The organism is Thalassotalea coralli (assembly GCF_055786205.1).
The window spans coordinates 468,312-483,499 of record NZ_JBVVBK010000001.1 but is presented as its reverse complement, the minus strand read 5'-3'; the positions used below and the strand labels follow the sequence as shown (position 1 = coordinate 483,499).

The following is a 15,188-nucleotide window of genomic DNA, read 5'->3' as shown; positions in this document are numbered from 1 at the left end:
TTTAGTGATTCAGGCTTAGCTTATCTTTGTTATACAGGCTTAAGCGTTTGTCTCATTGCTACCCTATATCAATAATTCAAACATTGAGCCAAATATTTTTTCCTTATATTTCAATCAACTAAAACAGCAGACCAAAAGTGTTAGCTAATTTACTCATTTATTAAGTCGCAAAAGTTCAACATTTGGTTTAATTGACCAATAATTTTTTTCTTGCGCCTACTTAAAAGGAGAAATTGTTGAACCAAAAAATGAAAGATAGACTAAGAAGAAACCGCGCTAACTCGTAATCATAAAAAATTGTGTGAGAGAATCTGGGTATACACCCGCCCAAAGTGAAATAACAAGAAATACGAAAAGCGATGACGCCAACAAAGGATTTAACCTGTAGTGCCTTTTTGATTGCTTTTCTTTGTCTTTGAATAAACTAAAGACAATAGGTAAATAGTAAGCCAAGCTAATACCACTCCCTAAGATCAACGCAGCCAATACCCCCCATAACGACGCACTCGTTGCTAGCGCCATTAAGTAAAACTTACCAACAAAGCCTAATGTTAAAGGTAGCCCTGCTAAGCCGAAGATACCTAACAACATTAAACTCGCTAATATAGGCTGGTGCCAAAATAGTCCCCGCAAATCTACAAGGGTAATGTCAGATTTATCTGAGCGATGTTGTGCATGCTCAACAATGACCAATACTGAAAAAACAGCGATATTCGCTAACAAGTATGCTAGCAGGTAAACCAATGCCACCATTTCACCTTGTTGTGAGCTATTGTTAGCAACGAGTAGTAAAATGAGGAGGTACCCCAAATGTGCGATAGATGAATAAGCAAGTAACCTTTTCATTATGCTTTGTTTTATCGCCATGATATTGCCAAAAACCATGGATAGCACAGCAAAGCAACTGAGCACAGTTAATAAGACATTTTGCTGTAATACTTGCCCATAGCCTATAGAGAAAAAGCATTTAATCAGTACCGTCAATATCGCGATTTTAGATAAAGTAGCAAGCACAAACGTTATCGGGGTTGGCGCCCCTTGATAAACATCCGGCGTCCACATATGAAATGGGAATATCGATAATTTAAACAACATACCTGAAAGCAGCAGCATACTTCCAAAGAGTAAAATTAAGCTGTCATTATTAACAACAGTGATAGCACTTGAGAACGACAAAGTCCCCAACTGACTATACAAAAACGCAATACCAAGCAGCATAAAACTAGAAGCGCTAGCGCTAAGAATAAGGTACTTCATCGCCACTTCGACTTGGTGAGCATGAGCGCGAAAATAACCTGTAAGTGCAACAAGCGACAAACTCAGTAGTTCAAAACCTAAAAATAGCGAGGCATAATGGTCACTCACTACTAATATTGCGCCTCCGAGAGTTGCAAGCAGTAGCAACAAATAATACTCATCATGTACTTCAATATCATGACTAAGCGATTTCATGCTCATCAATGTGCTAACTAGTGCACTAATTACGATCAAGATTAAAGCAAGTCTGGAGAAATCATCGACTTTAATAAGCGGTGTAACATGTTCGCTGACAGCTCCTATTGAAGACATAGTAGCGATAAGTACAAGCCCTAAAACAGCTAAAGTAAAAGCAGCAATTAAGCCCTGACTGCGCTTCCAAGCAACTAATAGCATAGCCAAGACTATACCTGCCGATAAGACAAAATGTGGTGTTAGCAAGCTCCATGAAATATTAGCCATGACTTGCCTCCATTGACAGAGAGCCATTTAGGACAAGTTGAGGAAACAAGCCTAGTAATAATAACGCGATAAATAGTGCTAAACAGATAAGTAATTCACGTTGCGTTAAATCGATAACCTTCACTTTTGCGGGACCGTGAAAACTGCGCTGAAATAAGCGCATTCCGTAAACAGCCGACGCGATAATTCCAAGAACAGCGACGGAAACGAGTACAGGAAAACGCTGAAAAGCACCCAGTAAACTGAGAAATTCGCCAATAAAGTTTGCTAAACCGGGCATGCCAACGGCAGCTGCACAAAACGCTAGAGCAAAGCCCGTCATGACGGGCGCGCTTGCCCCTATTCCGCCCATATCAGTTAATTGGCGCGAGTGAATGCGGCTATAAATCATGCCAGCCATTGAAAACAAGGCAGCACTACTGATGCCATGAGCCAACATAGTTATCACTGCACCGTGGTAAGCACTCTGGTTGAAAGAAAACAAAGCCAAGGTAACAAATCCCATGTGGCTGATACTGCTATATGCAACTAAGCGTTTAAAATCAGTTTGGGAAAACGCCATCTGCGCGCCATATAAAATACTAATAACGCCTAATAACGCAGCGTACTGAGCAAACGCTGAACTTGCTTCAGGATACAAGTGAATAACAAAACGAATTAATCCATAAGCCCCCGTTTTTAATAAGATGCCAGCAAGCAACACACTGCCTGCGGTCGGCGCTTGAGTATGAGCATCAGGTAGCCAAGAATGCACAGGAACACAAGGTAATTTCACTGCAAAGGCGATAAAAAAGCCCAACATTAAATACCATTGCATATCTATCGGTACAGACACAGAAAGCCAGTCTAAATAGTTAAAACTTAGTACGCCAAATTGTGTTTTATGCCAATAAGCCATCGCGATAATCGCTATCAACATACATAAACTACTGAGTTGAGTAAAAATAAAGAACTTTATGGCAGCAAAGTGGCGATTCTCATGACCCCAAATGGCGATAAGAGCAGTAATGGGTAATAGCATTACCTCCCAAAAAAAGAAGAACAAAAACATATCGAGAGCAGAAAATACCCCGACTATTCCTGCCGTCGCAAACATAATATTTGCGTAGTAAAAACCAACCTTCTGATCACTGTCACTAGAAACTTGATTACCACTCATTTCTCGCCAAGAAACCATCAAAGCAATACCTGCAAGAAACAAGGTCAACAAAATCATAATACTAGAGAGGTAGTCACTACCTAAAGTAAAGTAGATATTAAAGTCGCTGATCCAAGCTATGCTAACGACTTCTGTTAATTGCTGATGAGCAAGCTCGCCCCCTTCAAGTGCTGTATATACACCAAATAGTGCGGCAATTAAGAAAATAGCACAGACATATTTAGCACTGCCTGCCGATCTCCCTTCAACAAACCAAGCTAAGCAGCCACCAAAGATCAATCCAAAAATCAGGGCGGTAAGTATCATATCAACCAACTCCCTATGGCTACGATTAAGCCCAGCGAAAAGGCCGTTGCGTACCAACGTAGCGAACCATTTTGCCCACTGAGTAAAACGTCTCGCCACATATTGGTATACCAAACATTAATCATTAATAGTTGATCGATAAAATCTCGTCGATTAATCCTACTAACCCATACTACCGGCGCAACGAAAATGCGGTGGTATACATAATCAAAGCCAAATGCACGTTTAGCAGCACCTGCCCAACTTGATGTTGACGCGCTAATTTGTTGTTCTTGCCCTGCAGTTTGCTGTTGCCAGTAGCGTTTAAATAAAACTAACGCAACGGAAATACCAATAAAGGGAGTCGCTATCGCTAACCAATGCGCCCAATGTGGAGAGGGTTCGCTTGCAGTTTGTACGGCTAATATTGATGATAAATCAACAGTGAACAACCCACCGATAACCGACAGTACGAGCAGTAAAGAGAGGCTAACTTTCAAGAACGGATGTTTTTGACTGTGCACCTGAACACTGGTTCGCGTTGTTCCCAAACACACCAAACAAAACAATCGAGTACTGTATATCGCAGTAAGGAATGCACCAATTATTGCAGCCCACCAAAAAATTGGCCCAGTAGTGCTGGATTGCCACAGCTCGGCAATAATAGCTTCTTTCGAAAAAAATCCTGAGCTACCAGGTAAAGCGATTAAACAATAAAGGCCTACACCAAAACAAACGGATTCAAAAGGTAACTTTTTCGCTAGCCCTCCCATTTTAAAAATATCTTGCTGGTGATGCATCGCGGCAATGATTGAACCTGCCGTTAAAAACAGTAACGCCTTAAAAAAAGCATGAGTCATTAAATGAAAAACGCCTGCACTAAAGGCTCCTGCTCCCAAGGCAAGCATCATATAACCAATCTGGCTCATGGTGGAATAAGCTAAAACGCGCTTTATATCGGTTTGCGCTAATGCGGCAAAACCCGCGAGCAATAAGGTTAATGCACCGACACAGGCAACAACTGTCATCACCTCTGGCAACGCCAAATAGACACCATTTAAACGAACAATAAGATAAACACCAGCCGTTACCATGGTTGCCGCATGAATTAACGCACTTACAGGTGTAGGACCAGCCATTGCATCAGGTAACCAAGTATGAAGAGGTAATTGAGCTGACTTTCCAACAGCGCCCCCTAAAAGTAGCAAGCCAATAGTATACTTAACCTCAGTAGATTCCAGCCAGTTTGTGCTAACAGCAGAGTTAATGTCAGTTATCGACAACGTATTTACCGAGTAAAAAAGCAGAATAAGCCCTAGAGCCATAGAGGCATCGCCAATACGTGTAACAATAAAGGCTTTACGCGCCGCTTTTACATTTTCTTCATCATGAAACCAAAAACCAATGAGTAGAAAGCTGCACAGTCCTACGCCTTCCCACCCTAAATAAAGTAAAACTAAATTGTCTGCCAAGACTAAGATCAGCATCGCCACAATAAATAAATTCATATAAGACATGAAACGATGAAACGCTGCATCTTTTTCCATATATGCCGCAGCATATACGTGAATCAAACAGCCAACGCCAGCCACTACGCAAGCCATGACCGCCGTTAACTTATCAAAGTAAAAGCCGACATTAACCCAAGATTTAGAGCCGTCATCTAGCACGATAGCGAACCACTGCCATAGATTGACATCAAATGCTTCAAGTCCAGATTGGTGAAGCGCGTAAGTCAGGTAAACTGCTGAAATGGCAGAGAGAAAAACACTACCGATACTTAGTAACGAAGCAAGCTGCCACGATAATCGTTGTTTTAAACCGATCAACAAAAGAAAGCTAATCAAAGGGTAGAATGGCAACGCAGCAAGAATTGTCATTGATTAGCCCCTTAATTCGCTTAACTTATCAATATCCAAACTGCGAAAACGCTTTTGCATTTGAATGAGTAAAGCAAGCCCTAAAGCAACTTCTGCAGCAGCCAAAGTCAAAATTAAAATGAACATCACCTGCCCGTCTGCTTGTTGCCAGACATTTCCCGCACCTATAAAAGCCACGCCTGTAGCGTTTAACATCACTTCTAAGCTCATCAGCATAAACAAGGTATTCTTGCGAACTATCACACCAACAAAACCAATCACAAATAAGATACTGGCAAAGATAAGCACATGCTCTAACGGAATTGCAGCCACGTTAATGCCCCCCTTGTGTTTCTGTTTTAGCAAAGTGATAGCCGCCAATAAGGCCCGCTAGTAATAAAAACGAAGCAATTTCAACGGCAAGAAGATAGGGACCATAAAGTAAAATGCCGACTTGCTTTGAGCTAACAATGTTTTGACTAAGCATTTGGTTTACATCAGGTTGTATCATAGTAAAGACTAACTGAGCCAACAAAATAGTCGCTAAAAGCACGGGCCCTATCCAATAGCTAATTTTTTGCCGTTCAGGTGCATATTTTGTTTCGTCTTTACCTAAACCAAACAACATAATGGCAAAGACAAACAGCACTAAAATGGCGCCGGCGTAAACAATCACTTCTAGCCCTGCGGCAAATGGAGCGCCCATTAAATAAAAGCAAACAGCAACTGCTAATAAAGAAACCACTAAATATAAAAGTGCATGAATAGTGTTTTTTCGGGTGATAACTTTAAGCGAAGCAATAACGGCAACCGCAGCCGCTAAATAAAACATGAGCACTAAAATATCAGCAGCGTTCATGGCATTAACCCCTTAATATCGATCGGTGGTTTCTCTTGCTCTCCTTCCCCTTTTTCTTTATTCGCAATTGCAATACCTGATTGTTGATAGAAACTATAGTCAGGGTATTTGCCCACGCCATTAATAAGTAAGTGCTCTTTCTCATAGACGAGGTTTTGCCTGTCATATTCAGCAAGCTCTACGTCAGGGGTAAGCTGGATCGCGTAGGTCGGACAAGCTTCCTCACAAAAGCCACATAAAATACAACGAGAAAAGTTGATGCGGAAAAACTCGGCACGCTTTCGACCGTCTTCATCTACTGTTTGCTGCAGGGCAATACAATCAACAGGACAAGCCACCGCACACAAATTGCAGGCAACACAACGCTCTTGACCATCGGGCTCTCGCGTTAATACGATTCGACCACGATAACGTGGAGCTAAATACGGTTTTTTCTCGGGATACTCATTAGTATCAGCTTTAGTAAAAGTGTGCTTTAACACCAACCACATGGTGCGAAATTGGCTCCACATTAGATCACCTCCAATAATGAAAGTAAGCCGGTGATTAACAAGTTGAAAAGCGCGAGCGGTAGCATCACCTGCCAACCAAAGGCAAGTAACTGGTCAAATCTGGGTCTAGGTAAAGAGGTTCTTAATAAAATAAAAAACATCACCAAAATTGACACTTTAGCAATAAACCAGAACAGCGGAGGCAACCAAGAAGCAAGAGGCTCTGGCATCATCCAGCCACCTAAGAATAAAACAACAGCCATTGATGAAATGAGGGTAACGCCTAGATACTCGCCTAGAAAAAATAGCGCGAATTTTAGACCTGAATATTCAGTATGAAAGCCAGCTGTTAATTCTGTTTCTGCTTCTGGTAAATCAAAGGGCAACCGATGGCTTTCAGCAATACCAGCAATAAGGAAGATAAAAAAACCAAGAAACTGTGTTTGAATAAACCAGCCATTTTGCTGAGCTAAGACGATTTCACGTAAATTAAAAGTGCCAGCAAGTAAGACAACGCCCATCACAGAGAGCCCCATAAATACTTCGTAACTGATGGTTTGTGCTGCTGCACGAATACCACCCAATAACGCATATTTAGAATTTGACGCCCAGCCAGCTAATACCACCGAATACACGGCAAGAGAGGCCATTGCTAAGAAAAAAAGCAAGCCAATGTTTAAGTTCGACACACCTATAGTTGGCGAAAATGGCATGACAGCAAAGCTCATTAGCACACAGGTTGCCCCGATAATAGGCGCTAGAATAAATACCCGTTTGTCACTAAAGGGCGGAATCCAATCTTCCTTACCTAAAATTTTCAATAAATCTGCCACCGACTGCAAAATCCCGATAGGGCCAACACGATTAGGCCCCAATCTATCTTGCCAAATACCGATCATACGACGCTCTACCCACACCAGCATGGCGGCAATAGGGATCAGCAACGCTATAATGAGAAAAATCTCTAACAGCTTAAATGCCATATCAAGCATCGTCTAAACCTCCAGACACAAGCCGTATCGGGATCATTTGATCGCGCTCTTTTAATCGAGCAATGCGTGCTAGTTTTTCTTGCTCGGCTATCTGTTTTTTTTGCTTAAGACGTTTTAGCTCTGCCTGAATTTGTGACTCTGTGGCAGGCTCTATATGGCTAGGGGTACCAGAATGAAAGTGAGATTCAATAGGTAGCAACCCATAAAGTTGATCGGTTTGTTGTCTATCAATCATCACTTGTGCCAAACAACTAAAATGCTGTTCACCGTTAGCTGCTTGCCACTCAATTTTAAGCCAAGTACCCTGCTGCCAATCATTCTTTCTCGCATCATCAGGGTTGCAATAAATGACATTCGCCGTGGTTAACAACCTAAATTCCGGGATAGGTTGAGTTAGTTGCTGCCTTAAATACCAAGGCCTAATCACAGCAATAAAGCCAGAATCATTTTCGCTTTCGGTCAATGCTGATTCTGACAAAGATGAAGACAGTTTAGTCAAAGATGACCAATTAACAGACAGAGGCAGTTTTGAATGGACAAGCGCGCCGTTAACACGTTCTTGAAAATGATGAATCGACTGGTTTGAATTCCAACCCGGCGCCCAAGTATATGGCATTTCGGAACTGCTAGATAAGTTTTCCCCTTCCATTGAAAAGTTAAACTCGTCTTGGCTTTTCGTTGTTTGTACTTCATGAACAGATTGATTTGCCATTTTCGCCGTTCGACCACTGGCGCGATGAGGCTCTCTTGGAATATTCTCAGTACTTTCATTTAGATTACTATCGGTTATTTGTCGCCAAACAGCTTCTGTATCCGCTAATACTTTGTGCAGTGCTTTTAAAGTATCAAATTTATCTAGTTGTTTACTGTCAATTAATACGCCTTGCGCGATTAGCTGCAACCAACGCCAGCTTTCTTGAACGGGTCTAGAAGGTGCTAGTGCTTGGTAAAAGCCTTGAACTCGTCCCTGGTAATTAACAAAATGACCATCAGATTCTGCATAAGTCGTTGTCGGCAGTACAAATTGGCACTCTTGATGAAGATCTTCTGACAAATGGGCAATAGCACACAAAAACCTGTCTGGATGTTGAAATATTTCTACTGTACTCGTTGTAAGCTCAGTACTTTGATTTTCTAATAAAATAAGTCCAGTTATTTGACCTGTTGCTGATTTACTCTCAATGTCCTCTACAGTCAAAGTTTGCTCGTCAACTAAAGCAGCCAAACCTAAGGAGTTTGCCTCTGGCGGTACGATGACAGATCGCACGCCCGAGTTTGATTTAGCGACCAATTCAATCAGCTTAGTGGCTGACTCTAATAACTCAGGCTTTTCACTGTCCCACCCACACACAATAAGTGGTTGTTTTGCTTTTAAAAGCGCGGCAAGTATTTTTCCCGATAAGATTTGTTCATTAATCTCAGCTTGCGCATTTATCAGCGCAATAATGTCATCAATTAATGCGTTAGACTGTGACGGGGTTTGCCTAACAAAGTCACTGGCGCAATCATCTAAGTCAGTGCAATGCGCTGATAAAATAGTTATCGGTGATTTATCGTCACCAGCAATAGTGCGAACAGCACTGTCTTGCCATTTAGGTACACCGAGGCTAGCCGCTTGTTCTACCCCTTTATTTCGTGAAGCTTGCCTAACACTTAATGCAATTCTTGGCGCACTATGAGCAACGTCTTCTTGAATAATTAATACGTAATCACTTTGCTCTATTTCAGCATTCGAAACCGTCGGGTGGTCGGCAAGAAAATTGCGATGTAGTATCGCCATCTCTTGCTGCGCCTTAGTAAAACCACAACTAAAGTTTTCTTGGCCGACAATAATTTTCAGTAAACTATTGGCTTCCAAACTTGCGCTAGCAGAAGCTATTCCCGCTATCGTTTTTCCACGATACGGAAGAAATGCTTTCACTACATCAAATTCTGATAATGAAACAGGTGACTTTTGCTCAATACCTTTGCATGAGGTTAACCTTTTCTCACTATTAACAAACTCGATACCAAACCGCCCATGATCACAAATAAAATAGCGATTGATATCTGGGTTATAGCGATTCATCACACGGCGAACACTACCGTAACGCTCACCTATACTAACATTGCATCCTGTCGCACATTGGCCACATACAGATGGCGTAGATTGCAAATCCCATTTCCGGCTGTAATGAGCCGAAAAAACTTTATTCGTGAACACCCCAGTTGGACATACTTCAACTAAGTTGCCACTGAATTGGCTTTGCAGCTGTCCTTCTTGCTGCCGTCCAAAATACACTTGATTTTTTGAACCATATACACCGAAATCCGTTCCGCCTGCATAATCATTGTAGTAACGAACACAGCGGTAACAGGTAATACAGCGGTTCATATCGTGGCCAACAAACTGCCCTAAATTCTGATTAGTAAAAGTACGCTTTAATCCTGGGAAATGTCTCGCACTGTGACCCGTCATCACTGTCATGTCTTGTAAGTGGCACTCCCCTCCTTCTGCACACACAGGACAGTCATGTGGGTGATTTGTCATCATGGCAGCAATCACTTGCTCTCGAAACTCAGAGGAAGCTTGGTTATTTAACCCAATGCGCATGCCATCGCTAACAGGTGTGGTGCAGGCCATGACAATTCGGCCTTGTTCATCATTTTCATCTTGAAACTGGGTAACCGCACATTGTCGGCAAGCGCCTACAGAGCCCATTTCTGGGTGCCAACAGAAATAAGGCAGGTTTAGTTTTGCGGATAATACGCCAGCTAGCAGGTTATCAGCGGGATCTACCGTTATCGGCTGACCATCTATATAAATAGTAATGAACTGAGCGTTGGTATTATCGTCAGAGTTGTTCTTTACATTGTCATTTGACTGTTGTTCGCTAGACATACCATCATCCTCCCACTCGGTAGGAGCATGCTTTTTGCTCGATGTGTTCACTGAAATCATCGGCAAAGTACTTTAATGCCGACTTCAACGGTTCGACAGCACCAGGCGCGAGTGCGCAATGGGTTTTACCTATCCACATGAAATCACAAAGTTGCCACAGTTGTTCTATGTCTTGTTGATTGCCAACGCCTTGTTCAATACGTGTTAACAACTCAAGCGCCCACGGCGTACCGTCTCGGCATGGCGTACACCAACCACACGACTCTTGTGCGAAGAACTTCATTAAATTTTGCACCATAGCAACTGGGCAACTTTTATTATCTAGGACAATCAGACCGCCGGTACCTAGTCGACTACCTGCTTTTGCTATCGAGTCAAAATCCATAGGGGTATCTAAATGCTCAGGCAATAGAAAATCAGTAGAAGCACCACCGGGTAACAAACCTTTTAAAGAGAGGCCATCATGCATACCGCCAGCATAATCATTGAGCAACTCGCCAATACTTACGCCCATAGGCAGTTCCCATAACCCCGGCGTTTTTACTTTGCCACAAGCGCCATAAATTTTGGTGCCAGCATCACTGTCGGGAGACAAATCTTGATACCAATCTATTCCATGGCGAAAAATGTGCGGCAAATTACTCAGGGTTTCGACATTATTTACTATAGTGGGCTTACCAAATAAACCAGCCACTTGGGGGAATGGTGGTTTAGCACGAGGGTTAGCCCGTTTCCCTTCTAAAGCATTAATCAGCGCAGTTTCTTCACCACAAATATAGCGTCCGGCACTGGTGTGCAAATGAAGCGACAAACTAAAGGAAGTGCCTTGAATTTCATCGCCCAGCCAGTTGTGCTGATTAGCTTCATCGATGGCTTGCTGTAATCGTTTTGCTGCTAAAAAATACTCGCCACGCAGAAAAATGAAAGCTTTATTCGCTCCTATACAATAAGCAGCAATAATCATGGCTTCTATTAACTGATGTGGAACACCTTCCATCAACCAACGGTCTTTAAACGTACCTGGCTCCATCTCATCAGCATTACAAATAAGATATTTGTCTTGTCCCAAACGGCCATCGTTTTCATCATATTGCGGAACAAAACTCCACTTCATTCCCGTCGGAAACCCTGCACCACCTCGACCTTTTAAACCTGAGTTTTTGACAAACTCTAACGCTTGTTGCGTAGAGAACTCAGTGATAGCTTTGTTAGCACCACTATAGCCACCAGCAGCAATATAGCCGTTTAAATCTAGGGGTTCTGCTATGTCAATCAAATGAGTAAGTGGGTGAGTTAGCGCATTCATTGCTTTGCTCCACCATCAGGTATTTGTTCTAGGGGGTGTCGCTTATCTCGATTAGCTTTTAAGGTGTGAATAACATCAACTGCACTTTCTGGTGTTAAATAACAGTAGTGCTCTCCCGCTATCATCATCACAGGGGCTTTATCACAACCACCTAAACAGGCATTAGTTAGTAAAGTAAAATAGCCGTCTTCACTGGTTTGGCCAAATTCTATACCCAATGCTGTCTTTAAGGCATTAATGACGCTTTCATAACCTGTTAAGTGACAAGCAATACTGTCACAAACATGAATGACATAGTGGCCAACTGGCTGGCGATAAATCAAATTATAAAATGTCGCCACCCCTTCTAATTCAGCACTCGGCATGCGTAAATAACTCGCGATAGCAGACAAAGCTTCGTCAGAAATCCATCCTCGATTTCGTTGTACAAGTTTTAAGGCTTCAATACCTGCAGCTTGCGGACGACCAATTATCTTAATTTCATGATCTATTTCCGCTTTTTCTTCTTCGGTGAGAAAATCAAGGTCTGGTAATAGGCTATACATAGAATCAGTCATCTCATCACCTATCCACATCTGCCATGACGTAATCAATACTGCCAAGCGTTGCAATTAAGTCTGCCACCATTTGGCCACGAGCCATGACAGGTATCATTTGTAAGTGAGGAAAGCTTGGTGTGCGAATACGGGTACGATAGCTCATGGTCGAACCATCGCTCACTAAGTGATAAGCCATGATGCCTTTGGTTGCTTCAACAGCCACAGATACCTCGCCAGTAGGTATAGTTGGACCCCAAGAAACGTTGACAAAGTGCGGGATCAAAGTATCTATGTCTTTCATGGTGCGGGCTTTGTCAGGTGGTGTCGTTTGCGGATGCTCGGCTTTATATGGCCCTTCTGGCATGTTTTCCAAGCACTGTTTAATGATGCGAATGCTTTGGCGCATCTCTTCTACTCGAACACGGCAGCGATCGTAACAGTCACCGTTTTCTCCAAGCGGCACGTCAAAATCAAACTGATCATAGCCACTGTAGGGCCTTTGCTTTCTAACGTCCCAAGAAAAACCAGTTGCTCGCAATCCAGGTCCAGTAGCGCCCCACTCTATGGCTTGTTTACTGGTATAAGCACCAATACCTTGGGTTCGTTTCTTTAAAATGGAGTTTTGCATCACCATTTTTTCGTATTCGTCTAATCGGCTTGGTAAGTAATTGACGTATTCACGTACTAAACTATCCCAGCCTTTAGGAAGATCTGACGCGACACCACCAATACGAAACCAGCTAGGGTGCATTCGAGCGCCAGTAAAAGCCTCAACAATGCCAAATAGTTTTTCACGATCAACAAACATGTAAAAGATTGGAGACAACGCGCCCACGTCTTGGGCAAAAGTGCCATAGAAAAGTAAATGACTGAGAATACGAAACATCTCTGCCGTCATAATACGCATCACTTTGGCACGATCAGGAACTTGTATTCCCGCCAGTTTTTCAACCGCCATGACATAGGGAAAGTTGTTCATCACTCCCCCGAGGTAATCAATTCTATCTGTGTAAGGAATATAGCTGTGCCAAGATTGGCGCTCGCCCATTTTTTCTGCGCCCCTATGGTGATAACCAATATCAGGAACACAATCGACAATTTCCTCACCATCCATTTGCAGGACTATTCGAAATGCGCCATGAACACTCGGGTGATTTGGCCCAAGATTTAAAAACATAAAGTCTGTATCGTTATGTTGGCGCTTCATACCCCAAGCTTCTGGGTTAAACTTTAGTGCCTCTTGCTCGGCCTGTTGCTTAGCACTGTCTAGTGAAAATGGCGGCATTTCTGTCGCGCGTGCTGGATGTGTTTTTAGTAGCGGATGCCCTTTCCATGTTGGCGGCATAAGAATTCTTGCTAAATGAGGATGCTCCGTAAAACGAACACCAAACATGTCCCACACTTCTCGCTCATACCAGTTGGCATTTGGCCAGATTTGGCTAACACTCGGTAAACTTTTCTCTTCCTTGCTTAAGGCAACTTTAACGCGTACATCTTGATTTCTCTCATTGGAGAGTAAGTGATAACTTACGGTAAAGTCTCTTGCTAACTTAGGCTTATACTCTCTTCTAGTTTCATCTATTGCGGTAATATCAAAACACAAAGTAAATGGTTTTGTTAGGTCACGACCTAGTAGTTTCATCACTGCCAACACGTTGGATTTGTCTAACCAAAACGACGTCGTGCCATCACGAATTGCGTCATCATGTTGGCAAGCAGTTAACCTAACTTCAGGTAATGCCGCGCGAATTTCTTCGAGAAGTGCAGGATCATTTGATTCTTGCCAATCATGGCTTTGTGAGATATCAACCGCGGAACTCATACTGAATCTGGCTCCTGTAAATTGGTCACTTGAATTCGATTATCGTGTTTAATATCTCGTAAGGACGGCTTAGCGACTTCTCGGACCCCTTGCTCTTCAACCACCCAACTTAACGGCCTTGGTTGATGTGCAATCTGACGTTGTAGAAGTAATAACCCCTCAAGTAAGGCTTCAGGGCGCGGTGGACAACCGGGTACATAAACGTCTACAGGAATAAATTTATCCACCCCTTGCACCACACTATAGATGTCGTACATGCCGCCTGAATTGGCACATGAGCCCATAGAAATAATCCAGCGCGGCTCTAACAACTGCTCGTATAGGTGCTGAATAACGGGCGCCATTTTTCGAAAGCAGGTACCCGATATCACCATTAAGTCAGCTTGTCTCGGCGTTGCTCTGATCACTTCAGCGCCAAAGCGGGCTATATCATGTCTAGAGGTGAAACTGGTTGCCATTTCAACGTAGCAACAACTTAAACCGAAGTTGAATGGCCATACAGAATTTTGTCGACCCCAGTTAATGAGATCGTCTAATTTTGTCAGTAAAACATTGCGGCCGACCTCTTCCTCGATTTCGGTTTTACTTTGTTTTAGCTGCTCATCTAATTTAGCTTTGGTAAGAGACCACTCCATTAGCTGTCTCCTTCAGCTGATGACAAGTGGCTAGTTGCCTCGTTATCAAAAGATTGGTGTCGACGCTTGAGCTTAAAGGCACCTATGCGCCACAAATAGACAAGTGCAGCTAATAGAATAAAAATGAAAATACTGGCTTCAATAAAGCCCGGCCAACCTGACTCTTTAAAGGCAATTACCCAGGCAAATAGGAAAATAGTTTCTAAGTCAAAAATAACGAAAAATATAGCGTAGAGGAAAAAATGGTTGGTAAAGCGAGTTTTATTATCATTAACCGAAACAATGCCTGACTCATAAGGCAGATTCTTTGCCGGCTTTTTTGATTGTGGGCCAAGTACATAGGATAGAACCATCATGACTGCCAATAGCCCCACCAAAATGAGGAAATATGCAGCGATCGGCCAAAGCTCTGATAATTGCTCTGTCATTTCAGTGTTGCCCCCACACAAAAATAGCCAAGTAACTAGGCTCAATTCTTGTGACGACAGATGCCATGATTTAGTTAATAAGGATTAGTGGCTTCTTTGACACAGACCGCAATCGAACAATTTTTAATCATTTAATATTAAGCATACTCCAACAAAACAAATATGCAAATTTTCGTTATATATCAATAACTTTATAAATTAAAGGCACGTAAT

General features: G+C 42.6%; 13 protein-coding genes. All 13 read right to left on the bottom strand.

Going from position 1 to position 15,188, the window contains the following annotated elements; all coding sequences use genetic code 11:
- Positions 1–276 precede the first annotated feature (276 nt).
- Genes ACOB80_RS02105 through ndhC form a run of 13 tightly spaced genes read right to left on the bottom strand, consistent with a single transcriptional unit; the run spans position 277 to position 14,975 of the window.
- Positions 277–1,719, bottom strand: a complete 1,443-nt coding sequence (locus tag ACOB80_RS02105; protein WP_473164147.1) for an NADH-quinone oxidoreductase subunit N — start codon at positions 1,717–1,719, stop codon at positions 277–279.
- Positions 1,712–3,184, bottom strand: coding sequence for a complex I subunit 4 family protein (locus ACOB80_RS02100; RefSeq protein WP_473164146.1), 1,473 nt, complete (start codon positions 3,182–3,184; stop codon positions 1,712–1,714). Before ACOB80_RS02100 ends, ACOB80_RS02105 begins: the two co-directional genes overlap by 8 nt.
- The gene (nuoL, locus tag ACOB80_RS02095) at positions 3,181–5,043 is read right to left on the bottom strand and encodes an NADH-quinone oxidoreductase subunit L (protein WP_473164145.1); all 1,863 of its coding nucleotides are present in this window, start codon (positions 5,041–5,043) and stop codon (positions 3,181–3,183) included. The genes ACOB80_RS02100 and nuoL overlap by 4 nt, the downstream gene beginning before the upstream one ends.
- Positions 5,044–5,046: 3 nt before the next feature.
- A complete protein-coding gene (nuoK, locus tag ACOB80_RS02090; protein WP_473164144.1) occupies positions 5,047–5,355 on the bottom strand; it encodes an NADH-quinone oxidoreductase subunit NuoK in 309 nt (102 codons plus the stop codon).
- A gap of 1 nt (position 5,356) precedes the next feature.
- On the bottom strand, positions 5,357–5,881 hold the full coding sequence (gene nuoJ / locus ACOB80_RS02085; protein ID WP_473164143.1) for an NADH-quinone oxidoreductase subunit J: 525 nt from the start codon (positions 5,879–5,881) through the stop codon (positions 5,357–5,359).
- Positions 5,878–6,393 (bottom strand): NADH-quinone oxidoreductase subunit NuoI, encoded by a 516-nt coding sequence (gene nuoI, locus ACOB80_RS02080; RefSeq protein WP_473164142.1) that lies wholly within the window; start codon positions 6,391–6,393, stop codon positions 5,878–5,880. The genes nuoJ and nuoI overlap by 4 nt, the downstream gene beginning before the upstream one ends.
- On the bottom strand, positions 6,393–7,364 hold the full coding sequence (gene nuoH, locus ACOB80_RS02075; protein ID WP_473164141.1) for an NADH-quinone oxidoreductase subunit NuoH: 972 nt from the start codon (positions 7,362–7,364) through the stop codon (positions 6,393–6,395). Before nuoH ends, nuoI begins: the two co-directional genes overlap by 1 nt.
- Positions 7,357–10,305, bottom strand: a complete 2,949-nt coding sequence (gene nuoG, locus ACOB80_RS02070; RefSeq protein WP_473164140.1) for an NADH-quinone oxidoreductase subunit NuoG — start codon at positions 10,303–10,305, stop codon at positions 7,357–7,359. Before nuoG ends, nuoH begins: the two co-directional genes overlap by 8 nt.
- A complete protein-coding gene (gene nuoF, locus ACOB80_RS02065) occupies positions 10,250–11,551 on the bottom strand; it encodes an NADH-quinone oxidoreductase subunit NuoF (protein WP_473164139.1) in 1,302 nt (433 codons plus the stop codon). Before nuoF ends, nuoG begins: the two co-directional genes overlap by 56 nt.
- Positions 11,548–12,108: an NADH-quinone oxidoreductase subunit NuoE gene (gene nuoE, locus ACOB80_RS02060; protein WP_473164138.1), complete on the bottom strand. Its 561-nt coding sequence runs from the start codon at positions 12,106–12,108 to the stop codon at positions 11,548–11,550. Before nuoE ends, nuoF begins: the two co-directional genes overlap by 4 nt.
- A gap of 4 nt (positions 12,109–12,112) precedes the next feature.
- Positions 12,113–13,912, bottom strand: coding sequence for an NADH-quinone oxidoreductase subunit C/D (nuoC, locus tag ACOB80_RS02055; protein ID WP_473164137.1), 1,800 nt, complete (start codon positions 13,910–13,912; stop codon positions 12,113–12,115).
- Positions 13,909–14,547: a NuoB/complex I 20 kDa subunit family protein gene (locus ACOB80_RS02050; RefSeq protein WP_473164136.1), complete on the bottom strand. Its 639-nt coding sequence runs from the start codon at positions 14,545–14,547 to the stop codon at positions 13,909–13,911. Before ACOB80_RS02050 ends, nuoC begins: the two co-directional genes overlap by 4 nt.
- Complete coding sequence (ndhC, locus tag ACOB80_RS02045; protein ID WP_473164135.1) at positions 14,547–14,975, bottom strand: NADH-quinone oxidoreductase subunit A; 429 nt, start codon at positions 14,973–14,975, stop codon at positions 14,547–14,549. The genes ACOB80_RS02050 and ndhC overlap by 1 nt, the downstream gene beginning before the upstream one ends.
- Between the last annotated feature and the right edge of the window lie 213 nt (positions 14,976–15,188).

Coding starts and splice junctions, on each gene's coding strand:
- ndhC (WP_473164135.1), bottom strand. CDS start 14,975: ATGACAGAGCAATTATCAGAGCTTTGGCCGATCGCTGCATATTTCCTC.
- nuoJ (WP_473164143.1), bottom strand. CDS start 5,881: ATGAACGCTGCTGATATTTTAGTGCTCATGTTTTATTTAGCGGCTGCG.
- ACOB80_RS02105 (WP_473164147.1), bottom strand. CDS start 1,719: ATGGCTAATATTTCATGGAGCTTGCTAACACCACATTTTGTCTTATCG.
- nuoI (WP_473164142.1), bottom strand. CDS start 6,393: ATGTGGAGCCAATTTCGCACCATGTGGTTGGTGTTAAAGCACACTTTT.
- ACOB80_RS02100 (WP_473164146.1), bottom strand. CDS start 3,184: ATGATACTTACCGCCCTGATTTTTGGATTGATCTTTGGTGGCTGCTTA.
- nuoF (WP_473164139.1), bottom strand. CDS start 11,551: ATGAATGCGCTAACTCACCCACTTACTCATTTGATTGACATAGCAGAA.
- nuoG (WP_473164140.1), bottom strand. CDS start 10,305: ATGATTTCAGTGAACACATCGAGCAAAAAGCATGCTCCTACCGAGTGG.
- nuoC (WP_473164137.1), bottom strand. CDS start 13,912: ATGAGTTCCGCGGTTGATATCTCACAAAGCCATGATTGGCAAGAATCA.
- nuoE (WP_473164138.1), bottom strand. CDS start 12,108: ATGACTGATTCTATGTATAGCCTATTACCAGACCTTGATTTTCTCACC.
- nuoH (WP_473164141.1), bottom strand. CDS start 7,364: ATGCTTGATATGGCATTTAAGCTGTTAGAGATTTTTCTCATTATAGCG.
- ACOB80_RS02050 (WP_473164136.1), bottom strand. CDS start 14,547: ATGGAGTGGTCTCTTACCAAAGCTAAATTAGATGAGCAGCTAAAACAA.
- nuoL (WP_473164145.1), bottom strand. CDS start 5,043: ATGACAATTCTTGCTGCGTTGCCATTCTACCCTTTGATTAGCTTTCTT.